General features: G+C 62.7%; 22 protein-coding genes and 1 tRNA gene. 16 read left to right on the top strand and 7 right to left on the bottom strand.

Going from position 1 to position 22,891, the window contains the following annotated elements:
• Positions 1-55: 55 nt before the first annotated feature.
• From LB566_RS08075 to LB566_RS08020, 12 genes are all read left to right on the top strand, one after another.
• A complete protein-coding gene (locus tag LB566_RS08075) occupies positions 56-1,426 on the top strand; it encodes a glutamine synthetase family protein (RefSeq protein WP_224623984.1) in 1,371 nt (456 codons plus the stop codon).
• A gap of 96 nt (positions 1,427-1,522) precedes the next feature.
• Complete coding sequence (locus LB566_RS08070; protein ID WP_224623983.1) at positions 1,523-1,957, top strand: hypothetical protein; 435 nt, start codon at positions 1,523-1,525, stop codon at positions 1,955-1,957.
• Positions 1,954-2,373, top strand: coding sequence for a type II toxin-antitoxin system VapC family toxin (locus LB566_RS08065; protein WP_224623982.1), 420 nt, complete (start codon positions 1,954-1,956; stop codon positions 2,371-2,373). Before LB566_RS08070 ends, LB566_RS08065 begins: the two co-directional genes overlap by 4 nt.
• Positions 2,336-3,778 carry an aldehyde dehydrogenase family protein gene (locus LB566_RS08060; RefSeq protein ID WP_224623981.1) on the top strand — a complete coding sequence of 481 codons (1,443 nt, stop codon included), beginning with the start codon at positions 2,336-2,338 and terminating at the stop codon, positions 3,776-3,778. Before LB566_RS08065 ends, LB566_RS08060 begins: the two co-directional genes overlap by 38 nt.
• Before the next feature lie 17 nt (positions 3,779-3,795).
• Positions 3,796-4,968, top strand: a complete 1,173-nt coding sequence (locus tag LB566_RS08055) for an iron-containing alcohol dehydrogenase (protein ID WP_224623980.1) — start codon at positions 3,796-3,798, stop codon at positions 4,966-4,968.
• A 240-nt stretch (positions 4,969-5,208) separates the two neighbouring features.
• Positions 5,209-6,315: an ABC transporter substrate-binding protein gene (locus LB566_RS08050; RefSeq protein ID WP_224623979.1), complete on the top strand. Its 1,107-nt coding sequence runs from the start codon at positions 5,209-5,211 to the stop codon at positions 6,313-6,315.
• Positions 6,316-6,379: 64 nt separating this feature from the next.
• Complete coding sequence (locus LB566_RS08045; RefSeq protein ID WP_140496302.1) at positions 6,380-7,294, top strand: ABC transporter permease; 915 nt, start codon at positions 6,380-6,382, stop codon at positions 7,292-7,294.
• Positions 7,291-8,082, top strand: coding sequence for an ABC transporter permease (locus tag LB566_RS08040; protein ID WP_140549584.1), 792 nt, complete (start codon positions 7,291-7,293; stop codon positions 8,080-8,082). Before LB566_RS08045 ends, LB566_RS08040 begins: the two co-directional genes overlap by 4 nt.
• 16 nt (positions 8,083-8,098) lie before the next feature.
• Positions 8,099-9,163, top strand: coding sequence for an ABC transporter ATP-binding protein (locus LB566_RS08035; protein WP_224623978.1), 1,065 nt, complete (start codon positions 8,099-8,101; stop codon positions 9,161-9,163).
• 128 nt (positions 9,164-9,291) lie between these two features.
• Complete coding sequence (locus LB566_RS08030) at positions 9,292-10,842, top strand: cation:proton antiporter (protein WP_224623977.1); 1,551 nt, start codon at positions 9,292-9,294, stop codon at positions 10,840-10,842.
• A 108-nt stretch (positions 10,843-10,950) separates the two neighbouring features.
• Positions 10,951-11,859 (top strand): endonuclease/exonuclease/phosphatase family protein, encoded by a 909-nt coding sequence (locus LB566_RS08025; RefSeq protein WP_224623976.1) that lies wholly within the window; start codon positions 10,951-10,953, stop codon positions 11,857-11,859.
• 7 nt (positions 11,860-11,866) lie between these two features.
• Positions 11,867-12,712, top strand: coding sequence for an EamA family transporter (locus LB566_RS08020; protein WP_224623975.1), 846 nt, complete (start codon positions 11,867-11,869; stop codon positions 12,710-12,712).
• Here LB566_RS08020 and LB566_RS08015 read toward each other — a convergent pair.
• Positions 12,699-13,934, bottom strand: a complete 1,236-nt coding sequence (locus tag LB566_RS08015) for an MFS transporter (RefSeq protein WP_224623974.1) — start codon at positions 13,932-13,934, stop codon at positions 12,699-12,701. The genes LB566_RS08020 and LB566_RS08015 overlap by 14 nt on opposite strands.
• A 242-nt stretch (positions 13,935-14,176) precedes the next feature.
• Positions 14,177-14,464, bottom strand: coding sequence for a hypothetical protein (locus tag LB566_RS08010; RefSeq protein ID WP_224623973.1), 288 nt, complete (start codon positions 14,462-14,464; stop codon positions 14,177-14,179).
• A 60-nt stretch (positions 14,465-14,524) separates the two neighbouring features.
• Between LB566_RS08010 and LB566_RS08005 the strand changes: the two genes are divergently transcribed.
• Complete coding sequence (locus LB566_RS08005) at positions 14,525-14,989, top strand: hypothetical protein (RefSeq protein ID WP_224623972.1); 465 nt, start codon at positions 14,525-14,527, stop codon at positions 14,987-14,989.
• A gap of 1,241 nt (positions 14,990-16,230) precedes the next feature.
• Here LB566_RS08005 and LB566_RS08000 read toward each other — a convergent pair.
• A tRNA-Val gene (locus LB566_RS08000) sits at positions 16,231-16,305 on the bottom strand.
• A gap of 116 nt (positions 16,306-16,421) precedes the next feature.
• Positions 16,422-16,784, bottom strand: coding sequence for a cell cycle two-component system response regulator CpdR (gene cpdR / locus LB566_RS07995; protein ID WP_006199474.1), 363 nt, complete (start codon positions 16,782-16,784; stop codon positions 16,422-16,424).
• A 164-nt stretch (positions 16,785-16,948) separates the two neighbouring features.
• Between cpdR and LB566_RS07990 the strand changes: the two genes are divergently transcribed.
• On the top strand, positions 16,949-17,890 hold the full coding sequence (locus LB566_RS07990) for an N-formylglutamate amidohydrolase (protein ID WP_224623971.1): 942 nt from the start codon (positions 16,949-16,951) through the stop codon (positions 17,888-17,890).
• 382 nt (positions 17,891-18,272) lie between these two features.
• Positions 18,273-19,046 (top strand): histidinol-phosphatase, encoded by a 774-nt coding sequence (gene hisN, locus LB566_RS07985; protein ID WP_140513691.1) that lies wholly within the window; start codon positions 18,273-18,275, stop codon positions 19,044-19,046.
• A gap of 11 nt (positions 19,047-19,057) precedes the next feature.
• Here hisN and LB566_RS07980 read toward each other — a convergent pair whose 3' ends face one another.
• Entirely contained in the window at positions 19,058-19,531 is a 474-nt protein-coding gene (locus LB566_RS07980; protein ID WP_224623970.1) for a hypothetical protein, read from the bottom strand.
• Positions 19,532-19,817: 286 nt separating this feature from the next.
• Complete coding sequence (locus tag LB566_RS07975) at positions 19,818-20,798, bottom strand: alpha/beta fold hydrolase (protein ID WP_140549595.1); 981 nt, start codon at positions 20,796-20,798, stop codon at positions 19,818-19,820.
• 471 nt (positions 20,799-21,269) lie between these two features.
• On the opposite strand from LB566_RS07975, the gene LB566_RS07970 reads away from it, so the two are divergent.
• Complete coding sequence (locus tag LB566_RS07970; protein ID WP_224623969.1) at positions 21,270-21,737, top strand: Hsp20 family protein; 468 nt, start codon at positions 21,270-21,272, stop codon at positions 21,735-21,737.
• A 74-nt stretch (positions 21,738-21,811) separates the two neighbouring features.
• Here the strand turns inward: LB566_RS07970 and LB566_RS07965 are convergent, their stop codons facing one another.
• Positions 21,812-22,864, bottom strand: coding sequence for a threonine aldolase family protein (locus LB566_RS07965; RefSeq protein WP_224623968.1), 1,053 nt, complete (start codon positions 22,862-22,864; stop codon positions 21,812-21,814).
• Between the last annotated feature and the right edge of the window lie 27 nt (positions 22,865-22,891).

Raw genomic sequence — 22,891 nt, 5'->3', positions numbered from 1 at the left:
GTTTCGACCTTCGAAATCGACAGCCTCAAATGACAAGCACTGGAGCGCCAAAGGAATGGCCGGAAATTTCTCGTTCGATCAGTTGAAGAAAGCGGTTTCCGGTGGGGAGATCGACACCGTGCTGGCCTGCATCGTCGATATGCAGGGACGGCTGGCGGGAAAACGGTTCCTGGCCCAGTACTTCGTCGATTCGGCGCATGACGAGACGCATGGCTGCAACTATCTCCTGGCCGCCGACATCGATATGGAGCCGGTGCCCGGCTACAAGGCGGCAAGCTGGTCGAAGGGCTATGGCGATTTCGTCATGAAACCCGACCTCGCGACGCTGCGGTGCATTCCGTGGCTGGAAAAGACGGCGCTCGTGATCTGCGACGTGCTCGACCACCACACCCATGACGACCTGCCGCATTCCCCGCGCGCCATCCTGAAGAAGCAGGTCAAGCGGCTGACGGAGCGCGGCTATATCGGCTATTTCGCCTCCGAGCTCGAATTCTACCTCTTCAGCGAGACCTACGATTCCGCCCGCAAGAAGCACTGGCAGGGCCTCGACACCGCCTCGCCATACATCGGCGACTATCAGATCGGCATCACCACCAAGGAAGAAGGCGTCATGCGACGGCTTCGCAACGAAATGGAAGCGGCAGGCATCCCCATCGAGAATTCGAAGGGCGAGTGGGGTCCGGGTCAGGAAGAGATCAATGTGCGCTATGCCGAGGCCCTCGACATGGCCGATCGCCACGTCATCCTGAAGAACGGCGCCAAGGAGATCGCCGAATCCGAAGGCAAGGCGATTTCCTTCATGGCCAAGTACAATTACGGGCTCGCGGGCAATTCCAGCCACATCCACAATTCGTTGTGGAGCGCCGACGGCAAGACGCCGCTGTTCTTCGACAGACAGGCCGACTGGACGCTATCGAGCCTCGGCCAGCAATGGGCGGCGGGCCAACTCAAATACGCCAAGGAGTTCACCTGGTTCCTGGCGCCCTACATCAATTCGTACAAGCGCTTCCAGGCCGGTACGTTCGCGCCGACCAAGATCATGTGGAGCGAAGACAACCGCACCGCCGGCTTCCGCTTGTGCGGCGAAGGCACCAAGGGCATCCGAATGGAATGCCGCATCGGCGGCGCCGACTTGAACCCCTATCTCGCCTTCGCGGCGCTGATCGCCGCCGGCCTTGCCGGCATCGACGAGAAGCTGGAGCTGCAGAAGCCCTTCGTCGGGGACGCCTATCAGGCGTCGCGCCTGCCGGAGATCCCGAAGACGCTGCGAGACGCCACCGACACGCTGGCCAAATCGAAGATGCTGAAGCAGGCCTTCGGCGAGGACGTGATCGAGCACTATGTGCATACGGCAAAATGGGAGCAGTTCGAATACGACCGCCGCATCACGGATTGGGAACTGCACAGAGGGTTCGAGCGATATTAAAGTTGCAATGCAACCTTTTAAAGTTGATATTTCTTCAATGAGGCTTAATATCAGCCTCCATGGCAGCGTGCCGTGTCAACGAAAGGGTGCATTGCAATGAGCAAATATTATCGTTTGAAGGATTTTCTCTCGGAGCAGGATCAAGATCGCATCCCGATGACATTTGCCGAAATCGAGAAGGTGCTTGAATTTGAGCTTCCCGCTTCGAAGCAGTATCCGGCGTGGTGGAGCAACAACCCTAGTAACAATCCCATGACACGTGAATGGCTTGATGCTGGCTATGAGACCGAGTCGGTCAACACTGCGAGCGGCAAGCTTGTCTTCCGACGCGTCAAGAGAGGGCGGGATGGGGGCGGCAGCCGCGGTGCTTCGGCATCCGCCGCGTCCCGGCAATCCTCGCCTCGGCCGCGTCATCCGGGCTTCGGCTTCATGAAGGGTATGATCACGATCGAGAAGGGATTCGATGTGACCAAACCTTTCGACGACCAGCCATGGGATCAAGGCTATCTCGGCGAGGTTGATCGCAAATGACCGATCAGCCCTCGATCCTGCTGGATACGTGCGCCCTTATCTTCGTTGCAAACGAAGAGCGGATCAGTGAACAGGCCGAGGCCGAGATTTCGGAGGCGGCCTACGACGGCCGCCTCTATGTGTCGCCGATGTCGGCTTGGGAGATTGGAATCGGCGTTGCAAAGAACCGATTGAAATTGCCTTTGGGACCGCTCGAATTCTTCCAACGCTTTCTAAGGCTGATGGAGGCGCAACTCAGTGCCGTGTCGCCCGAAATCCTGATTGGATCGTCAAACCTTCCCGGACGCCTACACGGTGACCCTATGGATCGCATCCTTATCTCCACCGCCCGCAATCTGGATATGGTTCTGGTCACCCGCGACGAGCCCATTCTCGATTATGGGCTTGAGGGGAACCTGCGAACACTGGCCTGTTGAACATTCTGGAGTGCCTCTATTGGAAACCGTAAAACTCAAATCCCCCATAGACGGCTCGATCTATGCCGAGCGGCCTGTCGCCTCTGACCAGGCGGTGAATGCCGCAGTCGAGCGCGCCAGGGCGGCACAGGAAAGGTGGGCGCAGACGCCGATCGTCGAGCGCGGCAAATACATGCTGTCCATGCTCGACGCGCTGGTCGCCATGACCGAACAGATCGTGCCCGAGATCGCCTGGCAGATGGGGCGTCCGGTGCGCTATGGCGGCGAGTTCGGCGGCGTCAAGGAACGCACCAGCTATATGGTCGAGATCGCCGAAGCGGCGCTGAAATCGGTCCCGGCTTCCAATCCGAAGGAGGGGTTCCGCCGCTATGTGAAGAGGGATCCGCTCGGCGTGGTCATGGTGATAGCGCCCTGGAACTACCCTTACCTCACCGCGGTCAACACGATCGTGCCGGCGCTTATGGCCGGCAACACCGTCATCCTCAAGCATGCCGCGCAGACGCTGCTGGTCGGCGAGCGTTTCCAGCAGGCCTTCGACAGAGCAGGCTTGCCCAAGGGCGTGTTCCAGAACATCGTGCTGAACCATGCCCAGACAGAAAGATTGCTCGGCTCGGGCAAGATCGACCACGTCAATTTCACCGGCTCGGTCGCCGGCGGCCGCGCCATCGAGAAAGCGGCGGCGGGCACCTTCATGACGCTCGGGTTGGAACTTGGCGGCAAGGATCCGGCCTATGTGCTGCCCGACGCCAAGATGGACCATGCCGTCGCCAATCTCGTCGACGGCGCGTTCTATAATTCCGGCCAATGCTGCTGCGGCATCGAGCGCGTCTATGTGCACGAAAAGGTCTATGACGAGTTCGTCGAAGGCTTCATCGCCGAGACGAAGAACTATGTCGTCGGCAACCCGCTGGAACAGGCGACGACGATGGGGCCGATGGCGCAGGCGCGTTTCGCCGACCTGATCCGCGAGCAGAAGGCCGAGGCGCTGCGCAAGGGCGCCAAAGCCCACATCGCCATGAAGGTGGCCGACGACAGGGAAGGCTCGCCCTATCTGGCGCCGGAGGTGCTGACCAACGTCGACCACCAGATGAGCGTCATGCGCGAGGAAAGTTTTGGCCCGATCGTCGGCATCATGAAGGTGCGCAACGACGAGGAGGCGATCGCGCTGATGAACGACAGCCCCTACGGCCTGACCGCCTCGATCTGGACGCGCGACACCGAACATGCGGTGGCGATCGGCGACCGCGTCGAGACCGGGACGGTGTTCATGAACCGCTGCGACTACCTCGATCCGGCGCTGGTCTGGACCGGCGTCAAGGACACCGGCAAGGGGGCCGGCTTGTCAGCCATCGGCTACGACAACCTGACCCGGCCGAAATCCTTCCACCTGCGCGAAGCCATCTGATTTTTTGAAAGACGAACATGTCCAAGCTGATCTCCAAATGGAACTACCCCACCACCGTCCGCTTCGGCGCCGGGCGCATCAAGGAATTGCCCGAGGTGCTCGCCGCCACCGGCATCAAGCGGCCGCTCTTCGTCACCGATCCGGGGCTGGCGAAACTGCCGGTCGTGGCTTCGACGCTGAAAATCCTCGATGACGTAAAAGTGCCCTATGGGGTCTTCTCCGAAGTGAAGCCGAACCCGGTCGATTCCAATCTCACCGCCGGCATCGCGGTGTTCAAGAAGGGCAAGCATGACGGCGTCATTGCCTTCGGCGGCGGCTCGGCGCTCGACCTTGGCAAGCTGATCGCCTTCCAGGCGGGACAGACGCGGCCGGTTTGGGATTTCGAGGACATCGGCGACTGGTGGACGCGCGCCAACTCGGACGCGATCGCGCCGATCATCGCGGTGCCGACCACGGCCGGCACCGGCTCCGAAGTCGGCCGCGCCGGCGTCATCACCAATGAGGCGACCCACACCAAGAAGGTCATCTTCCATCCGAAGCTGCTGCCGGCGATCGTCATTGCCGATCCGGAGCTGTCGGTTGGCATGCCGGGCTTCATCACCGCCGGCACCGGCATGGACGCGCTGGCCCATTGCCTCGAGGCTTATTGCGCGCCGGGCTATCATCCGATGGCCGACGGCATCGCCGTGGAAGGCATCAGGCTCGTCTTCGAGAACCTGCCGAAGGCCTATGCCAACGGCAGGGATCTGGTCGCCCGCGCCAACATGATGAGCGCCGCGGCGATGGGCGCAGCAGCCTTCCAGAAGGGGCTGGGGGCGATCCATTCGCTGTCGCATCCCATCGGGGCGCTCTACGACACCCATCACGGCATGACCAATGCGGTGTTCATGCCCTATGTGCTCGCCTTCAACCGCGAGGCGATCGAGGACCGCATCGCGCGGCTCGCCGCCTATTGCGGCATAAGGGGCGGCTTCGACGGCTTCGCCAGGGCTGTCATCAGGCTTCGCAAGGAATTGAAGGTGCCGCATGCGCTGCCGGGCCTGATCAAGGGGCTCGACATGGACAAGAAGCGCAAGGCCTTGATCGCCGATATGGCGGTTGTCGATCCGACAGCCGGCGGCAACCCGGTCAAGCTGACCAAGAAAGCAGCGCTGACGCTGCTCGAAAATGCAATCGCCGGGACGGTGTGATACCGCTTTAAGGGTAAAATTGATCTGGAAAATCAGGGGCAACCAAGGGGAAAGGGTGAGATGCAAGGCAAAAACTAATTAGCCGGAAAATTAAGTGATGGCTAATTGCTACAGTCGGTTAAAAGGAGTTAACTTTCGTGCTGCCAGCGGTGGGGTTTCATAAAGCTTTCATCTGACTGTCACACGAAAACGATACCGCATCGCAGGCGCCCAACGGCGTCAGTTCAACGGAGAGAACACATGCTCAAATTCACGGGGAAAGTGCTTTCCCTTTCGGCCGCGGCGCTGTTTGCGTCGACGGTGATTTCGTCCGCGGCTCCGCTGGACGATCTCGTCAAGGCCGCGAAGGCGGAAGGCCAGCTCACCACCATCGCTTTGCCGCATGACTGGTGCGGTTACGGCGACGTCATCGCCGGGTTCAAGGCGAAATATCCGGAAATCACCATCAACGAGCTCAACCCCGACGCCGGTTCGGGCGACGAGGTCGAAGCGATCAAGGCCAACAAGGACAATAAGGGCCCGCAGGCGCCCGACGTCATCGACGTCGGCCTGTCCTTCGGCCCGACCGCCAAGGCCGACGGCCTGCTGATGCCCTACAAGGTGTCGACCTGGGACTCGATCCCCGACAGCGCCAAGGATGCCGACGGCGCCTGGTACGGCGACTATTACGGCGTTCTGGCGATGATGGTGAACAAGGATCTGGTCAAGGAATCGCCGAAGGACTGGGCCGATCTGCTGAAGCCGGAATTCGCCAATTCGGTGGCTCTCGCGGGTGATCCGCGCGCTTCGAACCAGGCCATCCAGGCGGTCTATGCCGCTGGCCTTTCGAGTGGGGCCGCGGCTGGCGAAGCCGCGGGCACCGCCGGCCTCGACTTCTTCAAGAAGCTCAATGCCGCCGGCAATTTCGTACCGGTCATCGGCAAGCCGGCGACACTCGCCCAGGGCCAGACCCCGATCCTGATCAACTGGGATTACAATGCGCTCGCCGGCCGTGACACGCTGAAAGGCAACCCGCCGGTCGACGTCGTCGTGCCGAAGACCGGCGTCGTCGCCGGCGTCTACGTGCAGGCGATCAGCGCCTATGCGCCGCATCCGAACGCAGCCAAGCTCTGGATGGAATATCTCTATTCCGACGAAGGCCAGATCGGCTGGCTCAAGGGCTATTGCCACCCGATCCGCTTCAACGATCTCGCCAAGAACGGCAAGATCCCGGCGGACGTGCTGGCCAAGCTGCCGCCGGCGGAAGCCTATGCTTCGGCGGTGTTCCCGACGCTGGACGAGCAGGGCAAGGCCAAGGAAGCCGTCACCAAGAACTGGGACTCCGTTGTCGGTGCCAACGTCAAGTAACAGTTGAAATCCACCGGGCGGCCTCGCGCCGCCCGGTTTTCCCCTCGAAGAGGGTAGCCGGCGCATGACCGATCTCTCGCTTTCCAATCACGATGCCGCGGGCAAGACCGCGCCGCCCGCGGAGGCACGCGCGTTGCGATTGCCGACGCAATGGCTCGGCGTCGCACCGTTCTTCATCTTCGCCATCATGTTCCTGATTTTGCCCACGCTCTATCTGATGCTGGGCGCGTTCCAGAATGATGCCGGCGAATTCACGCTGGAAAACATCGTGGCTCTGGCGCAGCCGTCGATCGTTGCCGCTTACTGGATATCGATCAAGGTAAGCCTGGCCTCGGCGCTGATCGGCGCTTTCGCGGGCCTGGCGATCGCCATCGCCATCGTGCGCGGCGGGCTGCCGGACTGGATACGCTCGGCGACCCTGACCTTTTCCGGCGTGGCCTCCAATTTCGCCGGCGTGCCGCTGGCCTTCGCCTTCCTGGCCACGCTCGGCCGGCTCGGTCTTGCCACGGTGATCCTGAACACCGTGTTCGGCCTCAACATCTACGCCCACGGCTTCAACATCCTGTCCTTCTGGGGCCTGACGCTGACCTATGTCTATTTCCAGATTCCGCTGATGGTGGTTATCATCACGCCGGCGATCGACGGTTTGAAGAAGGAATGGGGTGAAGCAGCCGCCACGCTTGGCGCGACCACCGCGCAATATTGGCGCATCGTGGTCATCCCGGTGATCTGGCCGAGCTTTCTCGGCACCGTGATCCTGCTTTTCGCCAACGCCTTCGGGGCGATCGCCACCGCCTATGCGCTGACCGGCTCGTCGCTCAACATCGTGCCGATCCTGCTCTACGCGCAAATCCGCGGCGACGTGCTGCACAATGCCCATCTCGGCTACGCGATCGCCTTCGGCATGATCGTCATCACCGGCCTGGCCAATGTCTTCTACATCTGGTTCCGGACCCGTTCCGAGAGGTGGCTGAAATGAAGTCGGGCAAATTCTGGGCCTGGGTGGTCTTCATCCTCGGCGCGGCCTATTTCTTCATCCCGTTGATCGCGACGGTGGAATTTTCGATGCGCATGCGGCGCGGCGCCTATTCCTTCGACGCCTACCGGATCGTGCTCGGCGACGCGCGTTTCCAGGCGACCTTCCTGTATTCGGTGGTCGCCGCCATCTTCACCATCATTCTGGGTGTGCTGATCGTGGTGCCGGCAGCCTATTGGATCCGATTGCGGCTGCCGCAGCTCAGGCCGGTCGTCGAGTTCATCACGCTTTTGCCGTTGGTCATCCCGGCCATCGTCATCGTCTTTGGCTATATCAGGATGTATGGCTCGAATTCACCCTTGCCGTTCCTCGGATCCGATATGGGAACCAACGCCTTGCTGGTCATCGGCTATGCGACCCTGGCGCTGCCCTATATGTATCGTGCCGTCGATACGGGGCTCAGAACCATCGATGTGCGGACGTTGACGGAAGCGGCCCAGATACTCGGGGCCGGCTGGGGCACGATCATCACCCGCGTCATCCTTCCAAATGTACTGATTGCGGTGTTGTCCGGCGCCTTCCTGACATTCGCCATCGTCATCGGCGAGTTCACGATGGCGAGCCTGCTGAACCGGCCGGCTTTCGGCCCGTACCTGCAGAATGTCGGGGCCAACCGCGCCTATGAGCCCGCGGCCCTTGCCATCATCGCCTTCGTCATCACCTGGGGCTGCATGTCGCTGATCCAGATCCTGTCGCGCTTCGCGCCGAAATCGGCTAATCGTCCGAACTGACCCGAAAGAAAAAGCCATGGCCGAGCCATTCCTCTCCATCCAGCATGTGCGAAAATCCTTCGGCGCCACCACCGTTGTCGAGGATTTCAATCTCGACGTGGAACCGGGCGAATTCGTCTCTTTCCTCGGCCCGTCAGGCTGCGGCAAGACGACGGTGCTGCGCATGGTCGCCGGCTTCGAGGAACCGTCGGCCGGCAAGATCGTCGTCGGCAGCAAGGACATCACCAGGCTGAAGCCGAACCAGCGCAATGTCGGCATGGTGTTCCAGGCCTATGCGCTGTTCCCGAACCTGACCGTGGCGCAGAACATCGGCTTCGGACTGAAAGTCGCCGGCCTGTCCAGGGCGGATATCGACGCCCGTGTCGCCGAAATGCTCGGCATCATCAAGCTGCCGCAGATGGCCGACCGCTATCCTTATCAGCTCTCGGGCGGCCAGCAGCAGCGCATCGCGCTGGCCCGCGCCATCGCGCCGAAGCCGAAGCTCCTGCTGCTCGACGAGCCGCTGTCGGCGCTTGATGCCAAGGTGCGCGTCTCGCTGCGCGAGGAGATCCGCTCGATCCAGAAGAAGCTCGGCATCACCACCATCTTCGTCACCCATGACCAGGAAGAGGCGCTGTCGATCTCCGACCGCATCGCGGTGATGTATGGCGGCAAGGCCGAGCAGGTCGGCACGCCCTTCGAGATCTACAACCGGCCGGCAACCAAGTTCGTCGCCAATTTCGTCGGCACGCTGAACGTGCTGGAAGGCACCGTCACCGACGCCGCGTTGGGCAAGGTCCGTGTCAACACCGAGGAAGTCTCGCTCAAGGGCAAGCTCAACGGCTCGAAGTCCGGCGATACGCTGTCATTGGCGCTGCGACCGGAAGCCATTTCGCTCGGCCGTCAGCCCGGTCGCGATTCAAGCCTGTCCGGTGAGATCTCCGAAGTGCACTTTCTCGGCTCGGTGATCCGGGTCCGGGTCGGCATCGGCGGCAACACCGTTTCACTCGACACGTTCAACAGTTCGACGACGCCACCGCCGGCCGTTGGCGAGAAGGCGGAGATTTCCTTCTCGTCGGGCGACCTGCTGGTGCTGCACTGACGCGGCCGCAGCGCCCTGCCGATCCGGTCATCGGTCCAGTTGCCGGACGATGCACTCCTATTGGACAATCAACAGCATCCTGCCGCTTTGCCACTGCCAAGAGCTCCGCTTCGCCGCTACGATGAGCCATGGCGCTATTTGAGCTCACCCTTGTCCTCCTGCTGATCGCCGTCGCGCTGACGGCGCTGTCGCGGCGCCTGCAGGTTCCTTACCCCGCCTTGCTGGCGCTTGCGGGCGCCGGCCTTGGCTTCCTGCCCGGCGCGCCGACGATCGAGATCGATCCGGAACTGGCGCTTGCGCTGTTCATTGCGCCGGTGCTGCTCGACGCGGCCTACGACACATCGCTGCGCGATCTTAACCGCTACAGACTGCCGCTTGTGCTGCTGGCGCTTGGCGCGGTCGTTTTCACGACCGCCGTCGTAGCACTGGTCGGCTGGAAAATGGCCGGCCTGCCGATCGCTGCCGCCATAGCCCTCGGCGCCATCGTGGCGCCGCCGGACGCGGTTGCCGCGAGCGCCGTGCTCGGGCAGTTCAAGGTGCCGCACCACATCACGGCCATCCTTCAGGGCGAAAGCCTGCTCAATGACGCCACCGCGCTTTTGATCTACCGCATCGCGATCACTGCCGCCGCCGGTCCCGTTCTTTTGGGCAGTGCCGTTCCGATGGTCCTGCTGTCGACCATCGGCAGCCTGGCGGCGGGCTATCTGCTCGGCCGGCTGTCCCAGGCGATGCTTAGCCGTATCGAGGATGCGGCGAGCGGCACCGTCGTCCAGTTCGCCGGGACGTTCGGCGTCTGGATCCTGGCTGACAGGCTGGGGCTTTCGGCCATCATCACCATCGTGGTCTATGCCATGACCATCGCGCGCACCGCACCGCGGCGCATGTCGGCCAGAAAGCGCGTCAGCTCCTATTCCGTCTGGGAAACGGCGGTGTTCGTGCTCAACGTGCTGGCTTTCGTGCTGATGGGCCTGCAGGCGCGGCTCATCGTCGGTCGCCTGGCCGAGCAGGGACAGTCCGAGGCATTCCTGTTTGCAGGGACGATCCTGGCCGTCGTCATCGTCTCCCGCCTGGCCTGGGTGCTGGGCTGCGGCGCCGTGATCCGATGGCTTGCCCGCTTCGGCAACGCGGAGCAGCGGCAAGAGGTGCCGTCGTTTCGCGGCGGGGTGCTGATCGGCTGGTGCGGCATGCGCGGCCTGGTGACGCTCGCGGCTGCCTTCGCATTGCCGGCGGACTTTCCCGGCCGTGATCCCATCGTGCTCACCGCCTTTTGCGTGGTGCTGGGCACGCTTGTCCTGCAAGGCATGAGCCTGAAGCCGTTGCTGCGCCTGCTTCGTCTCGAACCGGACGAGACCATAGACCGGGAGGTCGCGCAGGCGCGTGTCGCCATCATGCAAGCGGCCCTCGACATATTGAGCGGCAAGACCTCGACAGCGGCGGCGGCGGTGCGCGAGCAGTATGCCGCCCAGCGCAAGATCGCCAAGAACCCCGACGATGCCCAGGCAGCAACCGAGTACGACCGGCTGCGGCTCTATGCCATCAAGCGCCAGCGCGACGCGCTGGAAGAACTTCGCCGCAACGGGACGATCGGTGACGAGGCCTATCACCGCCTGGAGGAAGAGATCGACTGGTCGGAACTGGCGGCATCCCCGGCGGGACGGTTCCAGCCGCTGACGACATAGGCGAGGCGAGGAGATTTTGCGTCGTGGCCCAGCCGGGCCGCCGTGGCGGTCCATTGCAAGGTCTCCGCCGAAACGCTACTGCCGTCACCAAACTGAGCCGGATAAGCAATGAAGCTGGTCAGCTACAATATCCAATACGGGTTCGGCAGCGACGGCCTCTACGATCCGGCGCGCGCCGCGCGCATTGTTGCCGGCGCCGATATCATCGCCTTGCAGGAGGTCGAGCGGCACTGGCGGCGCAGCAATTTCGACGACCAGCCGGAGCTGCTTTCGCGCCTGCTGCCGGGCTATCATTGGATCTACGGCCCGGCCTTCGACATGGATGCCAGCGAACAGCGTGACGGCCGCATCATCAACCGGCGCCGGCAGTTCGGCACCATGTTGCTGTCGAAGCTGCCGATCGTCTGGTCGCGGCTGCATGCGCTGCCGATGCGCCGCACACTGCGACCGCTCAACACCCGCAACGCGGCGCTCGAATGCATGATCCGCACGCCCGCGGGTCCGGTGCGGGTGCTTTCATTGCATCTCGCCCATATCGCGGCTGAAGAACGGCTGGAGCAGATCGACTATCTGCTTGCCGAGCATCGCCGGGCGCCCTCCGATGGCGGGCCGTGGAGCGGCGCCGACGACGAGCCGGCGCGCAACTGGAGCAATGGCGAGCCCGAGCCGGAGAATCCGCTGGCGGCGATCTGGATGGGCGATTTCAACATGGAGCCGGGCAGCGCCGAATACCGCCGCATCGTCGGCAGCACGCCCTATCATCGCGGTGCCGCCTATCTGGATGGGTTCGTCGATGCTGCTGCCGTGGCGATTGAACCGGCGGATGACTTCCACACGCACGAGAAGATCATCGACGGCAGGCTGGCAAAGCGCCGGCTCGATCATTGCTTCGTCGGCGGCCTGTTTGCCGGGCGGGTGCGCTCGGTCAGCTCGGACATTGGCGAAGTGGCTTCCGATCATTTTCCGGTCAGGGTCGACATCGATCTCGAAACGCCCGCCGGCCCCGGAGGCGGATGAGCCCCAAATGACGCTTTTCGTCTTCTTCGCAGTGCTTGCCGCAGCCGCCATGCACGCGATCTGGAATGCGCTGGTCAAGGTGCATCTCGACCGCTTCCTGTCGATCACCCTGATGACGCTTGGCATGGGATTTGCCGCGCTTTTCGCACTTCCCTTCGTCGAGGTGCCGAGGGCGGAGGTCTGGCTCTATATCATTGCCTCCGTCGTCTTCCACATGGGCTACCGGACCTTCCTGATCGGCGCTTACCAGGCTGGCGACTTCGCCCAGACCTATCCTCTGGCGCGCGGCACCGCGCCCTTGCTGGCGGCGCTTGGCGGTATGTTCGTGGTCGCCGAAGTGCCGGCGCCGCTCGCCATCCTGGGTATCCTTTTGCTGTCGGCCGGCACGCTGGTGATGTCGTTTCGCGGCGGCGCGCATCTGGAACGACTGAACCTGCGCGCGGTCGGCTTTGCGCTGGGGACCTCGATCTTCATCGCCAGCTACACACTGTCCGACGGCAGCGGGGCGCGGCTGGCGGCCACGGCGCAGAGCTATGCCGCCTGGCTGTTCGTGTGCGATGCGCTTGGAGCGCTGGTGCTGTGCCTGATCTTCCGTGGACCGCGGGCCTTGCCGGTGCTGGCGCGGGACTGGAAAGCGGGGCTGTTCACCGGCGTGCTGAGCGGCGCTGCCTACTGGATCGTCATGTGGGCGATGACCAAGGCGCCGATCGCCTCGGTGGCGTCGCTGCGCGAGACCTCCATCCTGTTTGCCATGGTGATCTCGGTGTTCGCGCTCGGCGAGAGGATGACGGGCTGGCGCGGCGCCGCCGCGCTCAGCATCGTCGCCGGCGTCGTGGCGCTCAGACTCGGCTGACGTCGTGGTCCAGCACGGTCATCACCTGGCCGCGCCGTTCCGGACTGAAGCGGATGACGATGATGATGCAGACGGCGACCACGCCTGCGAACAGCGCCAGCGCGTAGCCGTAGCTGCCTCCGGGAGCCTCAGCTATGCCTGCCTGATAGGGACCGCCATAGGAGGCCGCGAGATTGCCGGCCTGGTAGATGAAGCCGGGCAGGGTCGCGCGCACCGCGCCGGGCGAGAGCTCGTTGAGGTGCACCGGAATGACGCCCCAGGCGCCCTGGACCGCGACCTGCATGACGAAGGCGCCGATGGCCAGCATGAAGGGCGTCGAACTGTAGGCCCATAGCGGGATGGACGGCAAGGCGATCAGGCAGGCGAGCGTGATCGCGTTGACGCGGCCGATCTTCTCGGACAGCGCGCCGAACGCCAGGCCGCCGACGATGGCTCCGATGTTGGCGACGATGGTGATCCAGCTCACCGTGTGCGGGTCGAAGCCATGCTGCTTCTTCAGGAATGTCGGGTAGAGATCCTGCGTGCCGTGGCTGAAGAAGTTGAAGAACATCATCAGCACCACCGCATAGAGGGCGACGCCCCAGTGCTTTTGCAGCGTCTCCAGCATGCCGGGCCTCGCGGTCTTCCGCGCCTCGACGAAGGCCGGCGATTCCGGAACATGCGAGCGGATGAAAAGGACGATCAGCGCCGGGATGAAACTGAGCAGGAACATGGCGCGCCAGCCGATCGTGTAGCCGCCGATCGTCTGGTGATAGAGCAGGCCATAGACGACCGCCGCCAGGAGGTAGCCGGCCGGATAGCCGCATTGCAGGATGCCCGAGACCATGCCGCGGGCGCTGGGCGGGATGGATTCCATGGCAAGCGAGGAGCCAAGTCCCCATTCGCCGCCCATGGCGATGCCGAACAGGGCGCGCAGCGCCAGGAATATGCCGAGATTGGGCGAGAAGGCGGCCAAAGCGCCGATCACGGAATAGCTGACGATGTTGAGCATCAGGATGGGCTTGCGCCCGAATTTGTCTGCCAACCTGCCGAAGAAGAACGCGCCAATGAAGCGCGTCGCAAGCGTCAGGAAGAGCGCCTTTGACACCGCCGGGACGTCGCTCTGGAATTCAGACGCAATATCGGTGAGCAGGAATGTCAGAAGGAAGAAATCGAAAGCGTCGAGCGTCCAGCCCAGGAATGAGGCAAGGACGGTTTTCTTCTGCTGCGAAGTGAGCTTCACGGCGTTCCTCCTGATGTCGAGGAACGTTATCGCGTCCAGGCGAACAACCGTCAGTCACTTTTCGGAGAACCGGGTCACGTTTGCGTAGGGGTCACCGAGTCCACGGCCGCATTCCGGATCATGCAGGATAAACAAAAAGCCCGCCGGCCGAAGCCGACGGGCCGAAGTTTCATCAGCCCAGCAAGTGGTTTCAACTGACGCGAAGCACCTGAAGCCGAGTCGAGACATCGGCGGCAATGCGGTCAGCAACCTTCCGTCGTCGTTTTCACCTGGCCAGGGGCCGCGGACTTGGCGCTGGTATCCTGCTGACCGGGAGCTGCCTCCTTGGCGCTGCCTGTCTGTTGGCCCGGTGCGCAATCCTTCGCGGAGTTGGAGTTGGTCGACTTGGTCGTGGTCGAGTCCGTCTTCTGATCCGTCGGCATCGTTGTCGTAGTGGAGGAGGATCCGCTCGACGTCGTATTGGTCGATTGCGCCAGGGCAAGGCCGCCGGAAAGAATCATTATGGTGGAAGCGAGAAGAAGTCGTTTCATCATTCATCTCCTGGTGAGTATCCCTTCGGCCGCATAACAAGGGAGTCCGCGAACGGTTCCGTGGAGTTTGGCGCCGTCGCCGTGGCATCAACGTGCCGGTTGTGGTGCGTCGATGACGATACACGGCCCGGCCCGGAACAAAGAAAAGCGCCGTTAGTTTCACCCGCAGGGCACTCAAACAGAAGGACGAGCATGATGAAAATGGCTATGGTAATCGCGCTTGCGGTGTCGTTTTCTGCGGGCTCTGCAATCGCGGCATGTCCGGACAAGTCGGCTGCCAACACGGGCGCCGACACCCAACAGACCGCCGGTATTTCGAAAGACGGCACCCACGCGCCCTTGGAAACTCCGAAGGCCAAGGATAGTGCCGGCAAACCGGCCGCCAAGGATGGCAGCACAATGCCGTTGGCTGGGGCGGAAGGCGGCGGTGACAAGAATCTCGCAACATCGCAGCAGGATATCGAGGCGCAGCAGCATGGCGACAAGACCGCGGCGGCAAAGGCCGACGACAGCTGCAATGACTGACGACGGAACAGGGCCGGAGCGGTTGTCGGCTCCGGCCTTTTCATCAAGTCTACAGAAGGTCGCGTATCGCGCTCGATCCAGACGTTACAGCGCAACGGTGGCGTACGCCTAGCGTGGCGACCTTCATGCCGCCCCGGCCGGATATTTTCAATTCCCCGGACATAGGCGGAAAGCTCCCCACCTCAGTCGTAGACGGTCGTTTGCTTTCCATGGCTGATCGACAGGGTGGATCGGTTTAAGCGACCGGTGGGCCGCCTTGCTGGCATAGAAGCGGGCCCGCCTCGAAGCCATTGCCGTGGAGCGAGGCGGGCTGCGGAATCTCGGAGTTGCCGTCCCGAAGCTTCCGGCTTTCAAACTTAGGAATCGGCACGTTTGTTCCGCGTCAAAGAAAACACCCATGAACAAGCCGTAGCCCCGGCCGAAGCCAGCGGCTTGGTTCTGGAGGCGCGCACCACTGGCGGGGCGATGCGGGCCCGACCAAGGTTCGTAACCTCGGCCAGCAGCGTGTGGGAACGCTGCCGGCACCGAAATCAGCCACCGAATATCAGGTTCGGCTTATATGACAAAGCCTTACCCAGCGAGACGAAACCGCCTCCGGCAAGTTCGAAGAGCCGGCCGGCCGGAGCCAGCGGGGCCTCGACGGACCGCGAGTGTTTGCCTTCAGCAGGTAGAGCTATGCCTTAGACGAGGCGGCCGCAGAGTTCCGCGTCGTTCGATGGCCGAAGGGAAAAAGGAAGCCAAACGAAGAGCACTCCTCCGCGGCCAGGGCTATGATCATCTCATCGATTCTCTCAACCGTTTCTCTGCTCACTTGGTCATCCCCATGAAGGCACTGACGCGCGCGCTTCAGGTGTCGTCGTGCGGCCTCGAAATCGCTGCCCATCCGTTCCTCCCGCTTAGAGAGACTCCAGATTCGAACAGTTCACTCCTTTAAGAAAGTCACCCGAAAGAGCGATTCGGTCGGCAATTGGAGGTAGATGTCCAAAACGCAGAAAGCCCGCCCCGGCGCGAGCCGAGACGGGCTATTGAGTCGACGGAGGGCGGAGGGAAGCGTGCCGCCTAACCTCTCACGGCGCTGGTTGTCTCGTTCGGCTTCTTCTTGACCCCCGCCATATCGGGCGCAACACACAGGCTGTCACGGATCGGCCGCACCGGAATACTGAAGGGCACTATTCAGGAGCTCAGTGGCGTTTTGTGCCGTTTCCGTGCAATCGGCACAAGAAGCTAAGTCTTTGAAAGGATGGTGGGCGTGACAGGGATTGAACCTGTGACCCCTGCAATGTCAATGCAGTGCTCTCCCGCTGAGCTACACGCCCATCCGAAGCCGCGCATACACCATTTTTGATCCGGCGCGTCAATAGCAGGAAAAAGGAAAGAAGGCTCCGTTTTGCCGCACCGGCCGATAGTCGCCGATGCCCTGGGCAAAAACGGCTCAGGCCGCCTGCAGCATCTTCTCGACCTCGTTGACGAGGTCGCGCAGATGGAACGGCTTCGACAGCACCTTGGCGTCTTTCGGCGCCTTGGAATCCGGGTTCAGCGCAACGGCGGCGAAACCCGTGATGAACATGACCTTGAGGTCGGGATCGATCTCGGTGGCGCGGCGGGCCAGCTCGATGCCGTCCATTTCCGGCATGACGATATCGGTCAAAAGCAGCGAGAACGGTTCCTCGCGCAGCCGCTCATAGGCACTGGCGCCGTTGTCGAAATCGCTGACCTGGTAACCGGCGCGCTCCAGCGCCTTGACGAGGAAGCGACGCATATCGTCGTCGTCTTCCGCCAGAAGAATGCGTGCCATGATATCCCGTCCGAATCACCCGCCCGGATTCTGCCGAAAGGCAGGGCCGTTAACCATCCTGTATATGAGGAGGTGAGGGTAAACATCAAGTGAACGAGGCGCGGCATAATCCGCATTCGCAAAGGCGGTGCCGGCGCCGAAATGCTGGACATGCGGCCCTCAAGGTGGCACTTTCATCCTATGATGCATTGGTGTTTTCGGGTTCGTTCAAATTGAAGACGGCAGCCGAGGATTTTTCGGTCGTTCCCCCCTTCGAAATCCGGTCGGGCGCCGAGCAGCGCGTCCCCTTCCTCTTCAACTCACCCCACAGCGGGCGCCATTATCCGGAGCGCTTCCTCGCCATGGCGAGGCTGGACCGCAACGCCATTCGCCGGTCCGAGGACTGCTATGTCGACGAGCTGTTCGGCGGCGCGGTGACGCTTGGCGCGCCGATGCTGGCGGCAAATTTCCCGCGTGCCTATCTCGACGTCAACCGCGAGCCGTGGGAACTCGATCCGCGCATGTTCGCCGAGCCGGTGCCGTCCTTCTGCAACATCCGTTCCGCGCGCGTGGCCGGCGGGCTCGGCACCGTTCCGAAGCTGGTCGGCGAAGGCCTCGACATCTATTCCGGCCGCCTGCCGCTGGCCGAAGCGGTTGCCCGCATAGAGGCCGTCTACAAACCCTATCATGAGACGCTGAAACGGCTGTTGACGCGAACCCACGCGCGTTTCGGCTTTGCCGTGCTGATCGACTGTCACTCGATGCCGGCGAGCATCCGCGTCGGCGACAGCGGCCTGCGGCCCGATTTCATCATCGGCGACCGCTTCGGCATCTCAGCCACCGCGGCATTGACCGAGACCGCGATCGGCCTGCTCAACGCCATGGGCTATACCGTCGCCCACAACAAGCCCTATGCCGGCGGCTTCATCACCGAACACTACGGTCGCCCGGCGCGCCATCTCCATGCGCTGCAGATCGAGGTCAATCGCGGGCTCTATATGAACGAGCGGACATTCGAGAAAGCGGCGGGCTTCGACGCACTGGTCGACGACCTGGCGCGATTTTCGGCCGACCTGATGGCCATGCCCGACCACCATTTCATGGATCTGCCGCTGGCCGCGGAGTGAACAGAGCCTGTTTCATTATTTGGCGCCATCCCCCAGCCGCCGCATAATCTCGGGCGACATGGATCGGGATTGGTGGGATTGGAATTGGCGGTGAAAAAAAGACCGCATCGTTCGCACGATACGGTCGAAGTCTAGGGAGGAAACGCCCAAGGAGGGCATGGACAGGAAACCCTGTCCGAGATCAAGGGTATGGTGCGCTGCACAAATGTCAAGCGACCTACCGGCCTTTTTAATTCAGAGTGATGTGGAAATTGCGTTTCGGTGGCGCTGGCGTGTTATTCCGGCAACAGTCGGCGCGGCGAAAAATCCTCGAACACCCTTGTCTTGGCGCGGAACTGGCGGCACACGTGGGCTCGGGCATGCTGCAATGCGGGAGAATCAGTTGGACATCAGCATCGATTTCATGCGCCGCATCGCGCAGGCGGCGGCAGCGGAAACCTTGCCGCGCTTCCGCAGCCAGGGTGCGGTCGCCAACAAGGAAAAGGGCAGCTTCGATCCGGTCACCGAAGCCGATCGCGAAGCCGAGCGTGCCATCCGGGCGCTGATATCGGCGCAATATCCGGACCATGGCATTCTCGGCGAGGAACATGGAAGCGAGAATATTTCCAGCAGGCATGTCTGGGTAATCGATCCGATCGACGGCACGCGCGCCTTCATCTCCGGCCTGCCGGTGTGGGGGACGCTGGTCGGATTGACGGTGGAGGGCGATGCCGTTGCCGGATTGATGTCGCAGCCCTTCACCGGCGAGCTCTTCTACGCCAACGCCTCCGGCTCCCATTATGAGGGGCCGGGCGGGCCACGCAAACTGGTTACACGCAAGACGACGAGCCTTGCTGAAGCAACGCTGTTCACCACCACGCCGGCGCTGTTCAAGGGCGAGGCGCGCCTGCGCTACGACCAGTTCGAGAGGCAGGTGCAACTCGCTCGCTATGGCACCGACTGCTACGCCTTCGCCATGGTCGCCGCGGGAAGCGTCGACATCGTCGCCGATCCCGGACTGAAGCCCTATGACATTGTGGCGCTGATCCCCATCATCGAGAAGGCGGGCGGCGTGGTCACCACCTTCGACGGCGGGCCGGCCGAGAATGGCGGCGACATATTGGCGGCGGCGACGCCCGAGCTTCATGCGGCAGCGATGGCGGCCCTGCGCGGCTGAGCATCCGGTGCTCAAGGACCACTTTGTCCCATTGGTGCAAAGGCTCTAGGCGCCTGAGAGACGCAGGCCCCATAGAATGAACGCGAAAGCGATGAGGCCGGTCGGCGCGGACGAATAGGCGATGCTTTTGATCGCGTATTCCTGAAAGGCGCATGGGCGGCTCCTGCCGCCAGCGGCATCGTCTCGTTGCCGGCCCCCCAGAGGCTGGCCATCACATAGGCGGCCAGGATGGCCAAGGCTGAATAGATCAGGAGCCAGAAGGCAATCCGCGACATCGCGACGCCGAGATTGAGCCTGGACCAGACGAGACCCAAAGCCAGCAGCAGGACGCCCTGCAAGGCGCTGAGCGTGTGAACCGACAGCCCGAGCCGCGGTGCGGCGAGGTATGGGATGGCGAACCCTTCGAATGACGAAAACAGCAGGAGGGCGATGCCGAGCTGCAGCAGGCGATGGCCCTGGCGTGGCAGCGTGTCCGGTGCGTTCATGACCGCTCCTCCCGATCCCGTCGACTGACCTCTGCGGACGGTAACTAGCGCCCGGCGCCTGAACGGGAACCAGGCGTCGAGCTGCCTCCGGCCGAACGGCCGAATTGAGAAGCACGAGTAGCCGTTAAAACTGCCGAGGCGTCGGCGCGATCATCGTCCGACATTGATCGTGCAAGACGCGGGCGTGCCGGGAACGGGCGTTGTCAGCGGATAGCGGGGCGACCAACCGGATCATGGAGTTTCCCCCGCCAGGCACGAGCCGGCGCCGGCTCGGCAATGCGCGCCATCAGGCCGTCGGGTCGTCGCTGCCGGGAATGAAGGCGTCGAAGGCGGCGAGGAATTGCTCGCGGTAGATGTCGGCCTCCTGCAGGATCTCGTGACGCGCGCCGTCGATCATGAGCAGCGAGCCGAGGCGCAGACGCCTGGCATAGGCTTCCACGGCCTTGGTCGAGACGACCTGATCGGCACCGGCGGCGATGACCAGCAGGGGGACCCGGATGCGGGCCATGAATTCGGGGTCGCTTACCACTTCCGCGGCTTCGGCAGCCGCTCTCAGCCAACGGATCGTCGGGCCGCCAAGCGCCAGTTGCGGGTGATCCTCGTAGATCCTGGTGTTGCGCCGGTAGCGTTCCGGATCCGTCGTCACCTTGTTGGTGTCGAAGGGAGCGGTCACCTTCGGCCGCGGCCCCCAGGCGGCATAGAGCCGGCCAAGGCCCAGGGCACAAAACAGCGAACAGACGCGGCGGACCGTCCGGATCGAGACCGGCAGGTCGGGCAAGGTGAAGAATGGCGCGATCAGCACCATGCGCCGCACGCGGTTGACCATGGACGGCGAAGCAAGCAGCGTGATCACGGCGCCGGCCGAATGGGCAAGGATGTAGTACGGCCCGCGGCAGTCCGGCAGCACGATCTCCTCGAAGAATTGTTCAAGGTCGGCGGTGTAGTCGCGAAAGGACCTGATATAGCCGCGCTGGCGATCGCGGATCAGCCGGTCGGAGCCGCCTTGGCCGCGCCAGTCCAGCGTGGCGACGCCGAAACCGCGCGCGGCAAGATCGCGGATGGTTTCGAAATATTTCTCGATGCACTCGTTGCGACCGGACAGCAGCACCACGGTGCCCTTCATCGGGCGGGCGACCGCGGCGAACAGGCCATAGCGTATCTTCTTGCCGTCGCGTGCGGTGAAAAAGCCGCCGGTGGCATTTTCCGGTCGCGGGTTGCCCTCAGTTTCATGAAAAAGGGGAGTTTCGTGAAAAAGGAGATCCGTCATTCGGCGCTTCGTGCTCGGCGTCTCGCATGCCTGCCTGTCGCGGCCGGCCTCGCCAAGGTTGATAGCTGTCCATGGGCCAAAAGCAAAGGAATTCCGGGAGGCATCGGATCGGCAGCAGGGAAGGCCGGAAGCCGCTATGCGCGGACTTCCGGCCCCTGTCGATCCGGGAGGAAGGGACGTTGCACCCGGTTCGGCCTCGTCGCGGCGCCCGGTCCATGCAAATCCGGCGCCGCTTGTCCTTGATGTCGAGAGCAGTCTAGCGGCGGCTGTCTGAACGCGCGCAAAAGCGCCGGTTCATCTGCCGTTCATCCTCGATTTTTTGCCGGGAGCCAAAATCTTGAAATGGCTTTGCCCGCTCCCCAAATGTGGAATGCGGCCGCCAATGTCGGGGTCGCTGGTCAAACCGGAACGCCGCTCACGGGTTTCGCATCGGCCAAACGCAAACCTTGTTGCTCAACAGGAGAACACACCATGCGTCACGTTGATTTTTCCCCGCTCTATCGCTCGACCGTCGGCTTCGACCGTCTCTTCACCATGCTTGATTCGCTCGCGCAGCCTGATGGCGCGCAGACCTATCCGCCCTACAATATCGAGCGCACCGGTGAGGATGCCTACCGCATCTCGATGGCTGTCGCCGGCTTCTCGGACGAGGAGATCTCGATCGAGGCCCACCGCAATGTGCTGACCGTGAAAGGCGAGCGCAAGGATGAGGGCACCGGCGAGGGTTCCGAACTGCTCTATCGCGGCATTGCCTCCAGGGCTTTCGAGCGCCGCTTCCAGCTTGCCGACCACGTCGAAGTCGTGGGCGCCACGCTCAAGAACGGCCTGCTCTTCGTCGACCTGAAGCGCAACATCCCCGAGGAACTGAAGCCGCGCAAGATCGCGATCACTTCGGCTCCGGCCAGGGCCAAGCAGATCGAGGCCAAGACCGCTGCGTAATTTCTAAGTCTCCTCCCGGGACGGGAAGCGGCGCCGACAGGCGCCGCTTCTTTTTTATTTGCCGGGAATAGCAATTATCCTGCGATCAACTGGCCAAAGCGGTCGACTTCCTCTGACGTCGTCGCAAAACTGGTGACGAAGCGATAGAGCAATTCGTCCTCGCCGATATGGCCTTCGAAGCCATGCGGCTTGTGCCAGTCGAAGAAAACAGCACCCGCCGCCTGAAGCCTGTCCGCTTCGGCTTTTTTCATCACCGCGAAAACCTCGTTCGCTTGCGGCAGCCAGGCCAGTTTCGCCGTCTGGGAATCCTCGATCGCCGCGGCAAGGCGGGCAGCCATGGCATTGGCATGCCTGGCGGTGTCGAGCCACAGGCCGTCGCGGAAATAGGCCTCGAATTGTGCCGCGATAAAGCGCGATTTGGAGAACAGCTGGGCAGCGCGCTTGCGCAGGAAGGCCAATTCCCGGGCACGGTCGAGATCGAACAACACGATCGCCTCCGCGCACCAGCAGCCGTTCTTGGTGCCGCCGAAAGACAGGATGTCGACGCCACTTTTCCAGGTCATTTCGGCGGGCGTGGTGTCGAGCGCGACCAGTGCATTGGCAAAGCGGGCGCCGTCCATATGCAATGGCACGGAATGTTGCCGGGCGATGGCCGAGATCGCGGCGATGTCATGCAGGCCGTAGACCGTGCCGACCTCCGTCGACTGGGTAATCGAGACCGCCATAGGCCGGCCCCAATGGACTACCTCGCCGGCGAAACGGCCGATCGCCGTTTCCAGATTGTGCGGATCGATCCGGCCCAGCGCGCCGTCGACGGCATGCAGCCGCGAGCCGCCGGAGAAATATTCCGGTGCGCCGCACTCATCTTCGATGACATGCGATTCGCGATGAGCGAAGGAAATGCCGCCGGGCTTGTTGTAGGCGGTCAGCGCCAGCGAATTGGCGGCCGTGCCCGTGGCCACGAAGAACACCGCAACTTCGCGTTCGAAGATTTCGCTGAAGCGCTGGGAGACGGCCTGGTCGAGCGCGCCATCGCCATAGGCGGTGAAAAAGCCGCCGGCGTGGGCCGAGAGGCCGGAGGCGATGTCGGGGTGGGCGCCTGCCCAATTGTCGGAAGCGAAGAACATGCATCTGCCTGTGCTGGGAAAATCGCT

It is taken from the genome of Mesorhizobium sp. CA13 (assembly GCF_020165235.1).
Taxonomy (GTDB): Bacteria; Pseudomonadota; Alphaproteobacteria; order Rhizobiales; family Rhizobiaceae; genus Mesorhizobium.
The sequence above is the reverse complement of the archived record's forward strand: the minus strand, read 5'-3'. Positions and strand labels throughout refer to the sequence as shown.

Excerpts from the sequence above, each read along its gene's own strand:
- LB566_RS07965 (WP_224623968.1), bottom strand. The coding sequence starts at position 22,864 with ATGTTCTTCGCTTCCGACAATTGGGCAGGCGCCCACCCCGACATCGCC.
- LB566_RS08040 (WP_140549584.1), top strand. The coding sequence starts at position 7,291 with ATGAAGTCGGGCAAATTCTGGGCCTGGGTGGTCTTCATCCTCGGCGCG.
- LB566_RS08075 (WP_224623984.1), top strand. The coding sequence starts at position 56 with ATGGCCGGAAATTTCTCGTTCGATCAGTTGAAGAAAGCGGTTTCCGGT.
- LB566_RS08070 (WP_224623983.1), top strand. The coding sequence starts at position 1,523 with ATGAGCAAATATTATCGTTTGAAGGATTTTCTCTCGGAGCAGGATCAA.
- LB566_RS08050 (WP_224623979.1), top strand. The coding sequence starts at position 5,209 with ATGCTCAAATTCACGGGGAAAGTGCTTTCCCTTTCGGCCGCGGCGCTG.
- LB566_RS08065 (WP_224623982.1), top strand. The coding sequence starts at position 1,954 with ATGACCGATCAGCCCTCGATCCTGCTGGATACGTGCGCCCTTATCTTC.
- LB566_RS08035 (WP_224623978.1), top strand. The coding sequence starts at position 8,099 with ATGGCCGAGCCATTCCTCTCCATCCAGCATGTGCGAAAATCCTTCGGC.
- LB566_RS07975 (WP_140549595.1), bottom strand. The coding sequence starts at position 20,798 with ATGACGGATCTCCTTTTTCACGAAACTCCCCTTTTTCATGAAACTGAG.
- LB566_RS08010 (WP_224623973.1), bottom strand. The coding sequence starts at position 14,464 with ATGAAACGACTTCTTCTCGCTTCCACCATAATGATTCTTTCCGGCGGC.
- LB566_RS08055 (WP_224623980.1), top strand. The coding sequence starts at position 3,796 with ATGTCCAAGCTGATCTCCAAATGGAACTACCCCACCACCGTCCGCTTC.
- LB566_RS08020 (WP_224623975.1), top strand. The coding sequence starts at position 11,867 with ATGACGCTTTTCGTCTTCTTCGCAGTGCTTGCCGCAGCCGCCATGCAC.
- LB566_RS08025 (WP_224623976.1), top strand. The coding sequence starts at position 10,951 with ATGAAGCTGGTCAGCTACAATATCCAATACGGGTTCGGCAGCGACGGC.
- cpdR (WP_006199474.1), bottom strand. The coding sequence starts at position 16,784 with ATGGCACGCATTCTTCTGGCGGAAGACGACGACGATATGCGTCGCTTC.
- LB566_RS07980 (WP_224623970.1), bottom strand. The coding sequence starts at position 19,531 with ATGAACGCACCGGACACGCTGCCACGCCAGGGCCATCGCCTGCTGCAG.
- LB566_RS08045 (WP_140496302.1), top strand. The coding sequence starts at position 6,380 with ATGACCGATCTCTCGCTTTCCAATCACGATGCCGCGGGCAAGACCGCG.
- LB566_RS07970 (WP_224623969.1), top strand. The coding sequence starts at position 21,270 with ATGCGTCACGTTGATTTTTCCCCGCTCTATCGCTCGACCGTCGGCTTC.
- LB566_RS08030 (WP_224623977.1), top strand. The coding sequence starts at position 9,292 with ATGGCGCTATTTGAGCTCACCCTTGTCCTCCTGCTGATCGCCGTCGCG.
- LB566_RS08060 (WP_224623981.1), top strand. The coding sequence starts at position 2,336 with ATGGGCTTGAGGGGAACCTGCGAACACTGGCCTGTTGAACATTCTGGA.